This window comes from Nocardia sp. NPDC050412 (assembly GCF_044458825.1).
Taxonomy (GTDB): domain Bacteria; phylum Actinomycetota; class Actinomycetes; order Mycobacteriales; family Mycobacteriaceae; genus Nocardia.
Window position 1 is genome coordinate 373,895 of the sequence record NZ_JBITIJ010000007.1, and the last position, 15,561, is coordinate 389,455.

The 15,561-nt window shown below is 63.4% G+C and carries 20 protein-coding genes; 14 read left to right on the forward strand and 6 right to left on the reverse strand.

Annotated elements, in window-relative coordinates; genetic code table 11:
- The first annotated feature begins 31 nt into the window (after positions 1-31).
- Together ACIBI6_RS21865 and ACIBI6_RS21870 are read left to right on the forward strand one after the other, a co-directional pair.
- Entirely contained in the window at positions 32-517 is a 486-nt protein-coding gene (locus ACIBI6_RS21865; RefSeq protein WP_364346416.1) for a ribonuclease domain-containing protein, read from the forward strand.
- Positions 517-1,002, forward strand: coding sequence for a barstar family protein (locus ACIBI6_RS21870; RefSeq protein WP_364346418.1), 486 nt, complete (start codon positions 517-519; stop codon positions 1,000-1,002). Before ACIBI6_RS21865 ends, ACIBI6_RS21870 begins: the two co-directional genes overlap by 1 nt.
- Positions 1,003-1,066: 64 nt before the next feature.
- Here ACIBI6_RS21870 and ACIBI6_RS21875 read toward each other — a convergent pair whose 3' ends face one another.
- Positions 1,067-1,708 (reverse strand): TetR/AcrR family transcriptional regulator, encoded by a 642-nt coding sequence (locus ACIBI6_RS21875; protein ID WP_364346420.1) that lies wholly within the window; start codon positions 1,706-1,708, stop codon positions 1,067-1,069.
- Between the two features lie 361 nt (positions 1,709-2,069).
- Between ACIBI6_RS21875 and ACIBI6_RS21880 the strand changes: the two genes are divergently transcribed.
- The 7 genes from ACIBI6_RS21880 to ACIBI6_RS21910 all read left to right on the forward strand — a co-directional run bounded on the left by ACIBI6_RS21880 (position 2,070) and on the right by ACIBI6_RS21910 (position 8,173).
- Complete coding sequence (locus tag ACIBI6_RS21880; protein ID WP_396957501.1) at positions 2,070-3,002, forward strand: oxygenase MpaB family protein; 933 nt, start codon at positions 2,070-2,072, stop codon at positions 3,000-3,002.
- A gap of 410 nt (positions 3,003-3,412) precedes the next feature.
- Complete coding sequence (gene trpS, locus ACIBI6_RS21885) at positions 3,413-4,447, forward strand: tryptophan--tRNA ligase (protein ID WP_396957502.1); 1,035 nt, start codon at positions 3,413-3,415, stop codon at positions 4,445-4,447.
- Between the two features lie 70 nt (positions 4,448-4,517).
- Positions 4,518-5,537 (forward strand): inner membrane protein YhjD, encoded by a 1,020-nt coding sequence (gene yhjD / locus ACIBI6_RS21890; RefSeq protein WP_364346426.1) that lies wholly within the window; start codon positions 4,518-4,520, stop codon positions 5,535-5,537.
- 206 nt (positions 5,538-5,743) lie between these two features.
- Positions 5,744-6,031 (forward strand): YbaB/EbfC family nucleoid-associated protein, encoded by a 288-nt coding sequence (locus ACIBI6_RS21895; RefSeq protein WP_396957503.1) that lies wholly within the window; start codon positions 5,744-5,746, stop codon positions 6,029-6,031.
- Positions 6,032-6,121: 90 nt separating this feature from the next.
- Entirely contained in the window at positions 6,122-6,421 is a 300-nt protein-coding gene (locus ACIBI6_RS21900; protein ID WP_396957504.1) for a hypothetical protein, read from the forward strand.
- Complete coding sequence (locus tag ACIBI6_RS21905) at positions 6,418-7,650, forward strand: DUF6973 domain-containing protein (RefSeq protein WP_396957505.1); 1,233 nt, start codon at positions 6,418-6,420, stop codon at positions 7,648-7,650. The genes ACIBI6_RS21900 and ACIBI6_RS21905 overlap by 4 nt, the downstream gene beginning before the upstream one ends.
- A 4-nt stretch (positions 7,651-7,654) precedes the next feature.
- Entirely contained in the window at positions 7,655-8,173 is a 519-nt protein-coding gene (locus tag ACIBI6_RS21910) for a hypothetical protein (RefSeq protein ID WP_396957506.1), read from the forward strand.
- Between the two features lie 51 nt (positions 8,174-8,224).
- Here the strand turns inward: ACIBI6_RS21910 and ACIBI6_RS21915 are convergent, their stop codons facing one another.
- The 4 genes from ACIBI6_RS21915 to ACIBI6_RS21930 are packed head-to-tail and all read right to left on the reverse strand — an operon-like array spanning position 8,225 to position 9,972.
- Positions 8,225-8,515 carry a DUF397 domain-containing protein gene (locus tag ACIBI6_RS21915; RefSeq protein ID WP_396957507.1) on the reverse strand — a complete coding sequence of 97 codons (291 nt, stop codon included), beginning with the start codon at positions 8,513-8,515 and terminating at the stop codon, positions 8,225-8,227.
- Positions 8,516-8,531: 16 nt separating this feature from the next.
- On the reverse strand, positions 8,532-8,681 hold the full coding sequence (locus tag ACIBI6_RS21920; protein ID WP_396957508.1) for a DUF397 domain-containing protein: 150 nt from the start codon (positions 8,679-8,681) through the stop codon (positions 8,532-8,534).
- Between the two features lie 59 nt (positions 8,682-8,740).
- Positions 8,741-8,944: a DUF397 domain-containing protein gene (locus ACIBI6_RS21925; RefSeq protein ID WP_396957509.1), complete on the reverse strand. Its 204-nt coding sequence runs from the start codon at positions 8,942-8,944 to the stop codon at positions 8,741-8,743.
- A complete protein-coding gene (locus ACIBI6_RS21930) occupies positions 8,941-9,972 on the reverse strand; it encodes a helix-turn-helix domain-containing protein (protein WP_396957510.1) in 1,032 nt (343 codons plus the stop codon). Before ACIBI6_RS21930 ends, ACIBI6_RS21925 begins: the two co-directional genes overlap by 4 nt.
- A 207-nt stretch (positions 9,973-10,179) precedes the next feature.
- Here ACIBI6_RS21930 and ACIBI6_RS21935 point away from each other — a divergent pair, with 207 nt between their 5' ends.
- The 4 genes from ACIBI6_RS21935 to ACIBI6_RS21950 are packed head-to-tail and all read left to right on the forward strand — an operon-like array spanning position 10,180 to position 13,269.
- Entirely contained in the window at positions 10,180-10,554 is a 375-nt protein-coding gene (locus ACIBI6_RS21935) for a hypothetical protein (RefSeq protein ID WP_396957511.1), read from the forward strand.
- Positions 10,551-11,192: a DUF3558 domain-containing protein gene (locus ACIBI6_RS21940; protein WP_396957512.1), complete on the forward strand. Its 642-nt coding sequence runs from the start codon at positions 10,551-10,553 to the stop codon at positions 11,190-11,192. Before ACIBI6_RS21935 ends, ACIBI6_RS21940 begins: the two co-directional genes overlap by 4 nt.
- A gap of 2 nt (positions 11,193-11,194) precedes the next feature.
- Positions 11,195-12,556: a hypothetical protein gene (locus ACIBI6_RS21945; RefSeq protein WP_396957513.1), complete on the forward strand. Its 1,362-nt coding sequence runs from the start codon at positions 11,195-11,197 to the stop codon at positions 12,554-12,556.
- Positions 12,553-13,269 (forward strand): ESX secretion-associated protein EspG, encoded by a 717-nt coding sequence (locus ACIBI6_RS21950; protein ID WP_396957514.1) that lies wholly within the window; start codon positions 12,553-12,555, stop codon positions 13,267-13,269. Before ACIBI6_RS21945 ends, ACIBI6_RS21950 begins: the two co-directional genes overlap by 4 nt.
- 473 nt (positions 13,270-13,742) lie before the next feature.
- On the opposite strand, the gene ACIBI6_RS21955 is transcribed toward ACIBI6_RS21950, so the two are convergent.
- Positions 13,743-14,843, reverse strand: coding sequence for a Gfo/Idh/MocA family protein (locus ACIBI6_RS21955; RefSeq protein ID WP_396957515.1), 1,101 nt, complete (start codon positions 14,841-14,843; stop codon positions 13,743-13,745).
- 82 nt (positions 14,844-14,925) lie between these two features.
- On the opposite strand from ACIBI6_RS21955, the gene ACIBI6_RS21960 reads away from it, so the two are divergent.
- Complete coding sequence (locus ACIBI6_RS21960; protein WP_364346469.1) at positions 14,926-15,528, forward strand: TetR/AcrR family transcriptional regulator; 603 nt, start codon at positions 14,926-14,928, stop codon at positions 15,526-15,528.
- Positions 15,529-15,561: the final 33 nt, after the last annotated feature.

A 15,561-nucleotide genomic window follows, 5' to 3' on the forward strand; every position in this document is an offset into this window, starting at 1 on the left:
GCGATATGGCAGCGCTGGAGATCGGGATCGCATGAATATTTCCTCGAAGCGGGTTCGCGCCTTCGCCGCGCTGGGTGTGGCCCTGCTGGCCTTGGTGATCGCACTGCTCGCTTCGCGTGGTGGCGGGGACAGCAAGCCGAACGGGGCATCGGTCACCTCGACCACGCGCAGCGTCAGCGTGGCTGTTCCGGCGCGCGGCCCGGATGTCACCACCACATCCACAGTGCGAGCCCCCGGCGTGCCGGATCGCGCCTATGCGACCCTGGCCGAAATCGACGCGGGCCGCTGGCCGGATTCGGCGAACGCGTCCGGAACCAAGGGCGGTGACCGTTGGATGAACCGCGGCGGCACGCTGCCCGCCAAGGATTCGGCGGGTAAAGCCGTCACCTACCAGGAATGGGATGTGAACCCGAAGCAGCCCAACCGTTCCCGCGATGCCGAACGCATCGTCACCGGCAGCGATGGTTCGGCCTGGTACACCGGTGACCACTACGAAACCTTCACGAGGATGCGCTGATGACAGTTCCGTTATCGCAGTTCCTTGCCCGCCCCGAGGCCCGGCGGTCCACCGACGCCGCGGCTTCGGCGCCGTCCTCGGTGGTGGGTGCCCTTCCCGTCGACGCGCCGACGCTCAGCGGCGTGCGCTACGACGCACCCGTCGACTACGCGGTACGCGAACTGCGGGGGCCCAAAATGCGCACCACCGCAGGCGTTTTCGACGAATTCGCGCCCGCCTTTCAATTCCCGTACTACTTCGGCGCGAATAAGGACGCCTTCGACGAATGTCTGCGCGATCTCGACGATTTCGTCGGCCCCGCCGCCGGGTATGTTGCCGTGATCCGCGATTCGGCCGAGCTACTGATCGATGAACTGGAAGAACGCGCATGGTTCATCGAAGCCATGCGCGAGGCCGCCGAATACTGGTCCACCAAGGGCCTGGCCTTCCGGGTCGTGCTCCAAGGCGAACCATCCGACCCGGAAATCGTCCGCCTGAGCCCGTAGCGCCGAGCACAGTCGAATGCTGGCTGTCGGTCTCGCGGGGAACAACCATTCATGCCGGTCTGGCTCAGGTGAGGCGGCTGGCGAGGTCATCGGCGAGGAGTACGAAGACGTCGGTGGTGTGATCGATCAGTTCTTGGCGGGTGAGCGGGAGGTCGTTCTGTAGCCAGGCGGTGAGGGTCTGGACCAGGCCGCCGACCAGGTAGGTGGCGCGAAAGTCGATGGTGGGATCGGGATTCGGGTCGGTAATGCCGTAGAAGTCGATGCCCTCGGCGGCGACGATGCGGGCGAATACCCGCACCGTCTGGTTCGTGCGGGCGCGCAGTTCCGGCGTCGCCATGCCCGCGACCAGTGCGACGTGCGCCTTGCGCGGATCGTCGGTGAGCAGATGAATGCCTGCCGAGATCGCGGCATGCGCCTTGGCTCGGGTATCGGACGGTGCGGTCTGCAACGCACCGATGATCGCCCCGGCCAGTTCCTCCGCGATCCGATCGATGAGTGCGGCCAGCACCGCATCGCGGCTGTCGAAGCTTTCGTAGTAGTAGCGCTCATTGAGTCCAGCCTGTGCGCACAGCCCGGAGACGGTGAGCTTGGCGATGCCCTGGGTGCCGATGATCTCCAGTGCGGCATCGAGCAGTGTCGTGCGTCGCTGGGCGCGGCGTTCATCGGCGGAGACGCCGCCGTAGGCACGTTTCGTCGGGCCGCTCATCGCCACACCGGAGTCGTTTCATGATGCTTGCTCGCTCGTCGCCCGACCGGATTCACTGCGCGATGCAGGTCCGCCGGTTGCCCGACCACGCCCCCTGACGGAATCGTTCCGCGATGCAGTCCGGTTGATTGGGTGACCACCGCCCCCACGGAATCGCTTCGCGATGCACTCATACCGCGATTCTGGCATGGCTGTGGTTCCGGTCGACCGGATCGTGGTAGCCGAGCACGACAGCAATCTGGCATGGGATATTGCCAGATTATGAAATCTGGTGGATTCTGTTGTCAGATGCTGTGCATCCCGATGCCAGGGATGGCGGGGCAAACGCGCCCCACGGCACGCGCTCAACGAGGAGGCAGCGATGTCCGAGCCCGGCTACTTCGCCGAACATTCGATGGCCCGACGCGTCATGAGCAAACGCGCGGTTGGCCTCACCTACGGTCAGCGTGCCCTGGTGATCGGCGCGGTCAATCCGCTGCTCTACGTCGGAACCGCCGAGAACACCGAGCATCGGATGACCCCGTACACGCGACTCGCGTTAACCGGCAAGCTCTTCGAGGCCGTCTTCCTCGGCAGTAAGGATGAGGCGGATCGCGCGCTCGCCTTCACCACCAAGAAGCATGTGAAGGTCGTCGGCGAACTGCCCGAGGACGCGGGCCCGCACCATCCGGCGGGCACCGGCTACTCCGCATTCGACCCGCATCTGATGTACATGACCATGGCCTTCGCCTTCGACTCGGCCGAAGTAATGCACGATCTGCTGGTCCGCCCGCTCACCGACGGCGAACGTGAGGGTCTTTACCAGGACTACGTCCGCTGGGGCGAGCTGTTCGGCATGCCGCGCGAGGCCGCGCCCGGCAGCTACCCGCTGTTCCGGAAATCCTTCGACGACTACCTCGCCTCGGACGAGTTGTTCCTCACCGATGAGGCACGGTTGGTCGGTTCGTATCTGGCCGGTCAGCGCATGCCCTATCGGCAGCGCGGGCCGATCCGCCAGGTCGTCGACGCGTTCTACCTGCTGGTGCAGGGCAGTCTGCCGCCGCGCATCCGCGATATGTACGGGATGCGCTGGGGGCTTCCCGAGCAACTCGCCTTCCGAGCGCTCGCCCAGGGCGTGCGCACCGCGCATATCGCACCGCCGCTGCTGCCGCCGGTGCTGCGCGGGACGCTGGCCGGTCCGAGCGCGCCGGTATACAGACTGTTGTCCAAGCGGGAACGCGAACTGCACAGCACCGGCCGCCCGAGCATGCCCGGTGTCGACCCACGCAACTGGGCGGCGCGACATTCCGCGTGACCGCGGCGTGAGTGGCGGGCCTGGGGGTGGTAGCGGAGTGTGGCTATGGAGGGATCCGCGCAGGTCGCTGGTCGAATACAGCGGCGTGAGTGGCGGGCCTGGAGGTGGTAGCGGAGTGTGGCCATGGAGGGGCCCGCGCAGGTCGCTGGTCGAACACTGCGGCGTGAGTGGCGGGCCTGGAGGTGGTAGCGGAGTGTGGCCATGGAGGGACTCGTGCAGGTCGCTGGTCGAACACTGCGGCGTGAGTGGCGGGCCTGGAGGTGGTAGCGGAGTGTGGCCATGGAGGGGCCCGCGCAGGTCGCTGGTCGAACACTGCGGCGTGAGCGACGGGCCTGGAGGTGGTAGCGGAGCGTAGCCACGGAGGGACCCGCGCACGCCGCTGAGCGAACACCGCATGCGAAGATCGGGATATGTCCAGTCCTGCTCAGACGAACCCGGCCGCTGAACGTAAACAGCGGGTGCTGTCCGGGATCCAGCCCACCAGCGCGTCCTTCCATCTCGGCAACTACCTTGGGGCGCTGCAGTACTGGGTGACCATGCAGGACGACTACGACGCGCTCTACTTCATCCCGGATATGCACGCGATCACCGTGTCGCAGGATCCGAAGGAACTGCGCCGGCGCACCAAGGCCGCGGCCGCGCAGCTGCTCGCGCTCGGCATCGACCCCAAGCGCTCCACCCTGTTCGTGCAGAGCCAGGTGCCCGAGCATGCCGAGCTGACCTGGGTGCTCAGCTGCATCACCGGGTTCGGCGAGGCCAGCCGGATGACCCAGTTCAAGGACAAGTCGGTCAAACAGGGCGCGGAGAACGCCAGCGTCGGACTGTTCACCTATCCGGTCCTGATGGCCGCGGACATCCTGCTCTACCGTGCGCATCAGGTGCCGGTCGGCGAGGATCAGCGCCAGCATCTGGAGCTGACCCGAAATCTGGCCCAGCGCTTCAACACTCGGTTCAAGAAGACCTTCGTGGTGCCGGAGGCGCATATCGTCAAGGGCACCGCGAAGATCTACGACCTGCAGGATCCGACCTCGAAGATGAGCAAATCGGCCTCCACCGACGCCGGTCTGATCAGCCTGCTCGACGATCCGAAGATCACCGCCAAGAAGATTCGCTCCGCCGTCACCGATACCGAGCGCGAAATCCGCTACGAACCGGAAACCAAGGCGGGCGTCAGCAACCTGCTGGTGATCCTGAGTTCGCTCAGCGGCACACCGATCGTCACGCTGGAACGCGACTATGCCGGTAAGGGCTACGGCGATCTGAAATCCGATGTCGCCGACGCGCTGGTCGAATTTGTCACCCCGCTGCGGGCGAAAGTGGAAGAGTATTTATCAGATCAGGGTGAACTCGACCGCATCCTCGACGCAGGTGCCGAGCGAGCGCGCGAGATTGCCGGCAACACTCTGGCGCAGGTTTACGACCGGGTGGGGTTTTTGGCTCGCTAGCTGGGGAATACCGCTAGCGACCGCTCGTCGACCAGCACCGCGCGCGGTCTCTGTTGAAGGGGCGTGACAGATGCAGGTGATCGACAACATCAAGGCGGCGCTCGAACGGCGGATCCAGTCGCGGCCATGGCTGGATCATCTGATTCGCGCGGGCGGAAATTATCAACGGCAACGCGGTGATTACTACGCGGCCGGGATCACGTATTTCACGGTGCTGTCGCTGTTTCCGATGTTGATGGTCGCCTTCGCGATCGCGGGCTCCGTGCTGTCGGGCGACCCGGAAATGCTCACCGAAGTGCGGAACAAGATCATCGAGAACATTCCGGGATCACTCGGCGGCCAACTCAATGATCTGATCGATCAGGCCGTCCGATCGCGCGGCACGGTCGGTACGCTCGGTCTGCTCGTCGGTGTCTACACCGGACTCGGCTGGATGGCGAATCTGCGGGCAGCACTGACCGAACAATGGGAACAGAAGACCCCGGAAGGCAATTGGTTCCTCAGCAAGCTCTCCGACCTCGGCGCGCTGATCGGTCTCGGTCTGGCCTTCGTGGTCTCGATCGGCCTGTCCACGCTGGCGTCGAGCACCCTCGGCGCGCGACTGCTGAAGACGTTCCGCCTGTCGGAGTTGCCCGGTGCGCGGCTGATCCTGGTCCTCATTTCGATACTGCTCGGCTTCCTCGCTTCGTGGGCGGTGTTCGTCTGGGTGATCGCACGCCTGCCCCGCGAGCCGGTCACCCTGCGAAGTGCCGCCCGAGCCGCGGCGATTGCCGCAGTGGTCTTCGAAATCTTCAAATACGTCGCATCGTTCTACCTGCAGATGGTGCTGCACAGCCCCGCGGGCGCGGTATTCGGATCGATCATCGGCCTGATGGTGTTCAGCTACACGACCTATCGCATCATCCTGTTCGCAACCGCCTGGGCCGCAACGGCATCGGAAAACGAGATCGAAGCCGAAATCCCCCCACCCGCCCCCGCCGTAATCAAGCCCCGCATGAGCCCGGCCGGTCTCTCCATGGGCACCGGAGCGGCCTACTTCGGCGTGGGTGCCCTTGCGGCGCTGGTTCTTTCGGGTTTGCGCCGCCGCTGAACCGGGTGGTGTGAGTGGCTGACCCGGATAGATCCGTATGCAACCGTGTCACTCGTAAGAGTCGTTCGGCTCGCCAGCTGGACAGCTCCGGAGGCCAACAACGCGACACAAACCCAGTCCCAACGGGTTTGCCGCTGAGAACTTGTGCCCGATAGAGTTCGCTGTACGTCGAAGACGATCCATGTGTCGATCGGGGTTGGGGAGCAATGGACGAGTACACCGAGCGTCGGGCAGCGCACCTCAAACGATTGAACGCCGCGGTCTCCGAGGTGCGCGGGAACTCGCGATCGGCGGACGGTGGCGTGTATGTCGAAGCCGATGCTCGCGGCACGATCACGGCTCTGTTCATCGAGCCGTATGCGCTGGAAGCGGGTGCTCGACGGCTCGAGCGGCTGATCGCGGATCAGCACCGGATCGCGTATGGAAATGCTCAGGCTGAGGCCGAACGTATCTATACAGAGCTCAGTCAGGATGCGCCGAAGCGGCGAGGGTAGCGGCAGTGGTCCGCGAATACATTCTGTCGGTGAGTCTGTCGTACGCAACTTGCGAGGCGCGGCAAGTGAAATCGAAAGTGTGGTGAATCCGTGTTCGAGGTCGACCCGGTGAGGATGCGTAAGCTGGCCGCTGATGTGAGGGTCCACTCGGACACCATCGCTGGTAAGGCGCCGGTCGCGAAAGACAGTCGTGATGATGCGCGGGACAAACTGCAGGGTTCTTCAACAGGGGTTCGCATCCAGGAGACGCTTGAAGCGCTGGACCGTGTAGTGGACTTTCATGTCGGCCGGATGCGAGAGCTTGCTGGTGTAGTCGAGCAACAGGCCACGGCCTTCGAGCAACTGGATGAAGCCAACGCGACCCGTTTGCGTCAGGTAGGGGAGCGGTGAGCGGGCTTCACGAGGATCATCCCCTCACAGTTCCTCAGGTACTGGGTTGGAATCTCGGCCCGGCCCGTGATGTGGCATCAATCGTGAAGCGCGTGTCAGGTGAGATCGATTCGGAAATGGCTGACGCGGGTCGCAAGATAGCGCAGTCATATGAATATTTCGAGGGCAAGTCAGGCGATAGCGTGCGCGAGCGCGGCGAGCAGGACAAGAAGGATGGATTCACGACCGTCGATGTATACGAGGAGATGGCGAAGTCGATCAACTCCATCTGCGAGACCATCGAAGGGAAGATCGGAGAGATCCGTGGGTGGCTCGAAGAGGTCGAGGATTCGGACTGGGATCTATTCTGTGAACCAGACGGCGAAGTGCTTTCGCGCCAATCGAATTGGGAGACGATGAAGGAGCATTGGTGGTCTCCCGCCACTGCTGTCGCCAACAAGGAGTTGGAGGAGTTTCGGCTGACCCAGGCGATTCGTCAAGCGCTGACCCGGATTCAGGAGGCCGATCTCACCGGGTCGGAGAACCTTGGACGGCTACTGGAGAAGTTAGCCGATTCCGTAAAGCAAGGCGTGTCTGGTACTCCGTCCGATCCGAACCTCGCAAAGGTACTCACGGATTACCAAACCGAAACGTCGAGTTCCAAACCGGTGATTTGGCCCTCGGATGGCGCACTGCTCGACGTCATTCGGATGGCGATACCAGATTTCAAGGCCACTCTGATGACCGAGGAGGAGTCCAGGGCTCTCGATAACCTCTACTCCAAGAAGGGGCTATCTGGTCTGAAGGATTTCTTCGATATCACCTCGCTGGCGGAGGACGAAGCCAAGAAGCGGTATCCGACCTCATACCTGGACGGGCACGGTGACGCATTCCGACATACATACTGGAATGCGTTGATGACGCAAAAGTTCGGTGAGGATTGGACCCAGACCTACACCACTAGCCATGAAAAGATCGGTGGGAACCCGCCGCATCGCGAGGCTATGGATCTGTACAACAACGAACAAGGGCGAAAGATCGGCCTGGCGAATTCGAGCGCATCTGCCGAAGAGTTGGCGCAGAAGGTCAAGGAACACATCGACAATGGGCAAGCCATCGTCCTCGGCAACCCCGTCGACCCGGCCACTGGTCTCCGGAGTCGGCCGACAATCACCTGGAGCAACACCGTGAGCGAGAGCGATACTGGCCAGCCTGCCGGAGTTGAGATTCCGTTGCCTGGGAAGAAATGATCATATGACCAAACTGAAGTACGTACTGCTGGTCTCCGTTGCCGTGTCGGCGCTGAGTGCATGCACCTCATCCACTGATCGACCGGATGATCAAACCTGCACTGGCACATTCGATTTCAGCCCTCCACAAGCAGAGCCGCTTGGATCGAACAAGCGTTTTGACGCCGCGCTGCGCGAGGTGGCAAAGGGTACGGATGGAGCCACGCTGATCGAGATAACCCGTGCTGCGGGTTGGGCTGATAGCTGGGAGCGGTTGGTGGAGGTGCGTGTGTCCACCGATGTGGCTGACCTCAACAAGAACGCGAACACACCAGGTCAGTGTTGGAAGCATCTCCCCGCAATGGGTTACCGGGAAGGACCGGAGCAGGGCTACTACCTGTTCGTCGACAAAGGCAAGCCGGTGCAGGTTGTCTCTTGGAGCGGCGATCGGAAGCCCCTCGAAGTACGCGACCGCGGAGCTCTGACCGCCGAATCGGTGCTCGTGCCTCGGCCAGGGCGCGACAGGCTGGAGCCGGCGTCATAGAAGCCCATGTTGGTGGGGCTATTCGGCTGCGCTACGTGGTCGAATTCCGCTTCAACGTATATCGAGGTGCTCATGTCCGTCGGACAGTAAGCAGGACGACGCCTCAGCGCAGACGACTGGCTCCCTACGAGACCGGTAGGCCGTCAGCGAGTGAACCCGCCAAGGTAGTCGCGGCGGTGAAGGCGACCATTCGGCTGGGGTGAATACGAGTGCGGGGCCGGAGGGCTGCTTCGAATTGCGAACGCCGACATGGTTGTTCGGGAGGGAAGCGACTTCGGCGCAGTTCGAGTGGGCGCCACTGTGACTGCTCTTGAACCACTTCGGGTCCGAGTGGTTCGTCATGTGGTGCCCTCTGAGGTCAGCGGTCGAACTCTCCGCGAGTTGTCGCGGCGGTGAAGGCCGACCATTCGGCCGAGGTGAACATGAGCGCGGGGCCGGAGGGCTGCTTCGAATCGCGAACGCCGACATGGTGGTTCGGCGACTTCGGCGCAGTTCGAGTGGGCGCCACTGTGACTGCTCTTGAACCACTTCGGGTCCGAGTGGTTCGTCATGTGGTGCCCTCTGAGGTCAGCGGTCGAACTCTCCGCGAGTTGTCGCGGCGGTGAAGGCCGACCATTCGGCCGAGGTGAACATGAGCGCGGGGCCGGAGGGGTTCTTCGAATCGCGAACGCCGACAAGGGTGTTCGGGAGGAAGGCGACTTCGACGCAGTTCGCGTTGCCTCCGCTGCGACTGCTCTTGAACCAGTCGGCACCGGTTAGATCGATGTTCACGCGTACTCCTTTGCCATTCGCCTGAGTAGAGCACGGCTGTCGGCGGGATCCATCGTGCTTTGCCGGAGGCTCTCGTACGCGTCATGGTATCGCTGAATAGTGGTTGGTTTCGCAAGATACAAGTTCCCCGTGAAAGTCTCGGTGTAGACCACTGGCGGCTCGATCGCTCGCCCCTGCTTATCCGCGCCGAACTCCAGGATGACGAATGGACCGACCGCGACCCCGAGGGGAAATCCCGCGCGGAACGGGAGGATTTGCAACCTCACATTGGCGCGTGTGCTCATGTCGGCGAGATGCCTCATCTGGGACGCCATCACCTTCGGCCCACCGATCATCCCCCGGAGTACCGACTCTCGCAGGATGACGTTGAGTGTTGCTGGTTGGTGCTTTCGGGTGATTCTCGTTTGCCGACGTATGCGCAACTGCACTCGGCGTGCATGCTCCTCGGGGCCATCGTCCGGATAGACGGATCGGATTAGCACACTCGCGTATGCCGGTGTCTGCAATAGCCCCGGCACGAGTTCGGGCTCATAGGTCGTCAGCCGTTGTGCCGAAGCCTCCAGGCCGACGAAGAAGTCGAAGTTCCTTGGCATGACGTCGCCGAACTCGTACCACCAACTCAACTCGTTGCCTTGCGCCGCAAGCCCTTTCATCGCGGCAGTGTGGTCTGCATCGAAGCTGTAGATCTTGCACAGCGCATCGAGGTCCACCTCACGCAGATGCGCCACCGTGCCCTTTTCGATCCGCTGTAATGTGCTGCCACTGCGGTCGATCAGTTCGGCCGCCTGATGCAGGGTGAGTCCGCACCCCTGTCGACCATCCCGCAGATACTTCCCCAGTTGCCGCCGTGCCAGCGTCGATCCGTCCTCCGACATGTCCCGCCTCCCATCAGGTTTCACCGTTCGCCACAGCAGAGCACACCGCCATCCCACGTGGAGGCGGCATCGCGAATGATCATGCGATCGGAGCATAACCCCAGGAAGAATTGCATCCACCACGGCTTTCGCGGACCAGATCAGCGTCGGCATATTTGTGGCCGGCGGGCTCACTCGACCCGCGACGAGACCGGCACCGCACGCTTCTCGGTCCGAGTGTCCGCGCCGAATGCGGCAGGCGTGGGCTGAACCCGCAGGATCGAAACCAATCGAGAACGGTTTTGCGTCCCAACGGAACCGATTGACCGTTTCGCGCGTCCAGTACAGTAAGCGGACGAAACAGCGAGGGAGGGATCGCCGATGGAAGTGGGGCAATCGGCCGCAAATGCGCTGTATCAGCAAGCCACTGGTGGAACATTTCGGATGGAGGCCGACGCTGCACGTCGGTGCGCTGAGGTCTATACAAGGTTCGTCGACACCACACTTGATCCCGAGATCAGGCGATCGATGCGATTGCAGCGGCTCGAAGGCTTCGGCGGCTTCGAGTCCGCTCAGCAGCTTCAGGATGGATTCTCTGGCAAGGCTGTTCAGATGACGGAGGCTCTTAACGGGATGAAAGAGGCAGCACTGAAGATGGCGGCGGCATACCTGCGAGCCGGTCAGTTGGTGGAGGAGGCCGACGCCATGTATGCGAAGTCGATAACCACCGGCACTTCAGGAGCGCAATCGTCATGACCCGAATCTGCAATACCTTGCTGGCGCTACTGGTGATAGCCGTCGCACCAGTCGCGGCGAGCTGCTCATCCAACAGCGACACTGCATCAGAACCGGTTGATTCTGGTCGAACCATCACGTCGTCCACCGCCGCACAATTGGTCCGGCCGACGCTTACCAACCCGAAGCTTCAACCGCCCTCCCAAGACAACAAATACACCACCAGCACGGGACGCCCCAAGGTCGTCTTCGACCCGTGCACATGGATCAGCGACGACACAGCTCGACGAGCTGGCTTCGATCCCGCATCCCGAGCGCGCGGCGACGACCTCGTGGCTGAGTACAGCTTTCTCACCTGCGACTTCCTGTCAACTTCGCGAACCTTGCAATTGAACTCAGGAAACGCGAGTTGGGAGGAAGACCTTGCGAAGGTTGGCTCGTATAGCGAGCCGATCACCGTAAATGGTCGCCAAGCCCTGCTCGTCCATGATCCGGCCACATCAATGAAGCGCAGCTGCCAAGTCGATGTCCGAACCAAAGTGGGCTTCGTACAGATAGCGGTTGATCTGACCGAACGCGCCCCACAAAACCTCAACCCCTGCGACGGCATCACCGACATCGCCTCCACCATCGAACCGGAAATCGGTAAGGACAACTGACGATGACCGGCCTCGACATCAACAGTGTCCCCTCAGCCCTCGGTGCATTCGATTCGAGCCGCAGGCCCGACACCACTCAGCCGAGCACGCTTGCGCGCGGTCAGCAGCAGGGTGCGGAGCAGTACGGTACGAAACTTTCCGCTGATGGCCAGGATCCGGCGTACATCACTCGGATGGAGCAGTTCGAGGGCATCACGCATGAGGAGATCTATACCCATGCGCAGCAGATGAGTCCGGGCATCATGCATCATCAGGCCGATACCTGGATCAGTATCGCCACCGCGCTGAGCGGTGGACTGTTCGGCGCGAATCTTGCGATTCAGAAGGCGTTGGCGTCGGGTATCGAGGGCGCCATGGCCGATGCGGCGCTTGCTGCGGCGCAGACGTTTTATCGGCAGGCCAGTGATGTCGAGCAGGTGATCAATGCCTGCGGGCATCGGGTAAAGGGTGTGGCGTCGGCCGCCGAAGTGGTGAAGATGACGGTGCCGCCACCGTCCGCGGCGCAGGGGAGTAGGGGTTCGGCGACCTCGCTGGACCCCGCGCAGGTCATTATTTCCGCGGTCGGCGCGGGCCTGGTCGGAGACGGTGACAGCCAGGAAGTCGCTTATCAGCGTGGTACCGAGGCGCTGTATCGCACGGCGATCGACACCATGAACAACAACTACAAACCGTCCTATGGTCCTGCCGGGTCCGGAGTTCCGACATTCGTGCCGGTCACGTCGCCGGGTGGGGGCAACGAGGGCGTTAGCGGGCCGGGCGGAAGTAGCGGCGGCAATGGCGCCACCACCGGATCGGGCACCGGAAACACCGGCGGTAGCAACGGCGAGTCGAACGGATCGGGGACATCGGGGAGCGATCAGGGCACGGTGAACCCCACGGGCCTCGACTCGAATTCCACTACCGGACAACAGACGCAGTCCCCGACGACGGCCGCGAGCACCACCGCCACCTCGCCCGCAGCGAGTACCGGCATCCCTGGCAGCCAAGCGGTGACACCGGGACAGTCCGGCCATTTCGGCACCTCTGGGCCGGGCGGCGCATCCGGACTCGGCAGCAGCACCACACCTAGCCCAGGCCGCAGCGTCGCCGGCATGCCGACGACCGGAAATGCCAGCGCGGCAACGGTTTCCACTGCCGCGAAAAGCGCGACAAGCACCGGACGCAACGGCATGTCGGGCATGTCGTCACCCGGCGCGGGGCGCAAATCGGGTGAAGACGAGTCGAGCCGCAAGGTCCCCGACTACCTGATCGGCCAGTACGAAGAACTGATCGGCCCGGACGATCCCGCGGCGCCCCCGTCGATTGGCGCCGATGCGCCCTCGGCGCAACCGGCCCACCCGAGCAGGGGGGACGGGCGCGGGTGAAGTTCGAGTTCACGCCTGATGAGTTCATGCACATCTGGCGCGAGACGCGGTCGGATCGATACCCCTTTCCTTTGCGGCTGATCGCCTCGGTGCGTTGGGAGGACGAATTCGAGCAGCTCACCCGCGAATTGGACCGCCGCCTGCCGCTGCACGCCAACCCGGATCTTTCCGCCGCCTTGCGAGTGGCAGCCGATCCGCGAATCGCATTGACGCTCATCGGAACTCGGCGCCGCCCGCTCCGTGCGTTCGGCGCGATCGACGCCGACATCGGCGTTACCCTGGTGCAACGGCCGGGCCCCACCCCCGAATTCGGCGGCAATGTAGTGCTCGAGGTCGGCACCGCCGCGATCGTGCCCGCCGTGTTCACCGCCGTGCTCGGCGATGTGCCGCCCGGACGCCATCCGGCCGTCGTCGAGGATGTCCAATGCCTAGTCGATAATCTCGAGTCCTGGACCGGCCTGAAAGAGACGCCGTCCGACCAAATCTACCGCCTCCTGCGCGCCCCACGCGCCGGTTCCGGAACCGTGGAAATCCTTCGCGGCCTCCGCGATTCACATCCCGCCCCACCCGAATACCTGAACTGGTTCGACGTCGACGTCGACGGCGACGGCCGCTACCGCTACCGCCACCAGTACAACGAATTCCACATCGCCCCCTACGACCAGTCCACGATCCGCCGCGAAATCACCCGCATGGCGCAGCCGATCCCCTGATCCGCCGCTCGAGGAGCCCCGCGTTTCGACTGCCGGATGGTCTGATGCAGGGCGGGCAATCCAGATAGTGGTTGCCCCACTGGCCGTCGACCGACGATCCCCACATCGACGATCTCGGCATATCCAGTGCTGCGAAGTCTCGCACTTGGCGGTGACCTTCTCGCGCCGCGCATGAATTCTCGCGCCGCGCATGAATTCTCGCGCCGCGCATGAATTCTCGCGCCGCGCATGAATTCTCGCGGCGCGCATGAATTCGCGGGCGAAAACGTGCGCGGCGCGTGAATGTGTGCGCGGGAGCAGTGGTGTGCGATGTGGAGGGTGCCGGCGATGCCATGTTCGAAAGGGGCTCGCATTCATAGCGTTTCGGATCGGTCACCCACAGGGGGCGGTATCGAGTGCACCCCGCGATGTCTAGGCCGTGTCTGCCGGATCGAGGGTCCAGCCGTCCCGGCCGCAGACGTGGCTCGGGTTTCTCAGGCAGTTGGCACCCGTGTCGCGATGTCTGCCGAACTACGAATGGCGTCGAGTAGCCGGTGCATGTGGACCCCGTCATCGAATGTCGGGACCGTAGTAGCGCCGGTTCGGATGTCCTGTGCCAATGCCGCATACAGTCTCGCGACATTGCCGACTTCGGTGCCGAGCGTCATTCCCGCCAGCGGGTCCTCGCCCTGCAGCGGCTGCCAGGAGCCCGCACCGCGGGAACCTTGCAGGCGCAGTTCGCTTAACGAAATGCCGCCCGCCCCGTTGGCGCCGGAGACGATCGCCAGATCCCCTGCGGTGCCCGAGATCTCTATCCGAGTGTGACCGTTGGTCACCTTGGAATCGTGGATGTGAGCCGACACCACGACTCCGTCTGCGGTTACGGCGTCGAACAGCAGATGGTTCGGCGTGGTGACAGCGATTGCCGTGCCGGTTTCCTGGATCAGGGCATGCGGGTGGCGGATGGCGAGCCGTGCCGACAGGTCGGTGAAATCGCCGATCAGGTACTCGACCGCGTCGAGCGTGTGGCCGCCGACAATCTCCACGATTCCCGCACCATTGCGCTGGTCGAGAGTGTAGGCCGCCCAAGCCGGTACCTGCGTGCCCGCACCCAGGTGACGTGCGGAGTACACGGTTGCCGAAACAACGTTGCCCACATAACCTTCCGCGAGCAACTGGCGGGCACGGGCGATCGCCGGCGAGTATCGGGTCTGCAGGCCGACCACGTGGTGGATGCCCGCGTCCGAGGCGAGCTCGGCCAACGATTCGGCCTCAGCGGTGTTCAGTGCGAGCGGCCACTCGCAATAGACATGTTTGCCCGCCGCCAGCGCCATGCGGATCAGCTCCGCATGCGCGGGCACCTTCACCGTGATCGCCACCAGATCGACCTCGGGATCCTCCGCAAGTTGGCGTGGATCGGTGAAGGCGTGCCTCGCGCCGAATATCCGCAACGCCCGCTGCGCACTCTCCGCACGGCTCGTGCCGACAGCGGTGATACGGAAGTCCTCGAGCGCCTGAAGTGCGGGAACATGTGCGCGCACGGCCCAGCCGCGGTCGGGACTGGCGCCGACGATACCCACCCGAATAGGGTCCATGATCACTCCTGAGATAAGCGGACCTGTCGAGTCCGTTTATAGCTAACCGGACTCGCTGAGTCCAGTTGTTAAGCTGGTGGACGTGATCAGTGCCGTGGACCGACTACTCGCCGACGAGTCTGGCCAGGCACCCCGTGCGGATGCTCGGCGCAACCTCGAGCGCTTGGTCGCAGCGGCGCGGTCGGCACTGGCCGAGATCGGGGTTGAGGTCACCGCTCAGGAGATCGCTCAGCGTGCCGGAGTCGGCAAGGGCACCTTCTATCGGCGGATTCCCTCGCGGGAGACGCTGCTGCAGGTCGTCCTGGAGGAAGTGCTGGACGAGATGATCTTCAGCGCCGATCGCGCGATCGCCGACCCTGATCCATGGCGCGGGTTCACCGACTTCGCCTCCGTGTATGTGCAACTGCGCACCGAAAGCTGCGGCGCCAACGAGGCGCTGGGCGGCGCCGGTTTCCCGGGTTTGGATCGATTGCTGGCCGAAATACGTGCACGGATCAGGCGTTTGGTCGAAGCCGCGCAGAGCACGGGCGAGATGCGACGGGATATCGCCTGGCAGGACGTAGCTTTTCTGCTCGCGGGAGTCTCGACCGACTCACACACCATCGGGCTTCAGGCCGACAGCGGTCAGTGGCGCCGCAACCTGCAGATCGTCCTCGACGGACTCAGGGACCGCAACCGCTCCTAGCGTTTCTCTCGAATACTCCGTCTCGACTGGCGG

Excerpts from the sequence above, each read along its gene's own strand:
- ACIBI6_RS21865 (WP_364346416.1), top strand. The coding sequence starts at position 32 with ATGAATATTTCCTCGAAGCGGGTTCGCGCCTTCGCCGCGCTGGGTGTG.
- ACIBI6_RS21870 (WP_364346418.1), top strand. The coding sequence starts at position 517 with ATGACAGTTCCGTTATCGCAGTTCCTTGCCCGCCCCGAGGCCCGGCGG.
- ACIBI6_RS21875 (WP_364346420.1), bottom strand. The coding sequence starts at position 1,708 with ATGAGCGGCCCGACGAAACGTGCCTACGGCGGCGTCTCCGCCGATGAA.
- ACIBI6_RS21880 (WP_396957501.1), top strand. The coding sequence starts at position 2,070 with ATGTCCGAGCCCGGCTACTTCGCCGAACATTCGATGGCCCGACGCGTC.
- trpS (WP_396957502.1), top strand. The coding sequence starts at position 3,413 with ATGTCCAGTCCTGCTCAGACGAACCCGGCCGCTGAACGTAAACAGCGG.
- yhjD (WP_364346426.1), top strand. The coding sequence starts at position 4,518 with ATGCAGGTGATCGACAACATCAAGGCGGCGCTCGAACGGCGGATCCAG.
- ACIBI6_RS21895 (WP_396957503.1), top strand. The coding sequence starts at position 5,744 with ATGGACGAGTACACCGAGCGTCGGGCAGCGCACCTCAAACGATTGAAC.
- ACIBI6_RS21910 (WP_396957506.1), top strand. The coding sequence starts at position 7,655 with ATGACCAAACTGAAGTACGTACTGCTGGTCTCCGTTGCCGTGTCGGCG.
- ACIBI6_RS21915 (WP_396957507.1), bottom strand. The coding sequence starts at position 8,515 with ATGACGAACCACTCGGACCCGAAGTGGTTCAAGAGCAGTCACAGTGGC.
- ACIBI6_RS21930 (WP_396957510.1), bottom strand. The coding sequence starts at position 9,972 with ATGCCGACGCTGATCTGGTCCGCGAAAGCCGTGGTGGATGCAATTCTT.
- ACIBI6_RS21935 (WP_396957511.1), top strand. The coding sequence starts at position 10,180 with ATGGAAGTGGGGCAATCGGCCGCAAATGCGCTGTATCAGCAAGCCACT.
- ACIBI6_RS21940 (WP_396957512.1), top strand. The coding sequence starts at position 10,551 with ATGACCCGAATCTGCAATACCTTGCTGGCGCTACTGGTGATAGCCGTC.
- ACIBI6_RS21945 (WP_396957513.1), top strand. The coding sequence starts at position 11,195 with ATGACCGGCCTCGACATCAACAGTGTCCCCTCAGCCCTCGGTGCATTC.
- ACIBI6_RS21955 (WP_396957515.1), bottom strand. The coding sequence starts at position 14,843 with ATGGACCCTATTCGGGTGGGTATCGTCGGCGCCAGTCCCGACCGCGGC.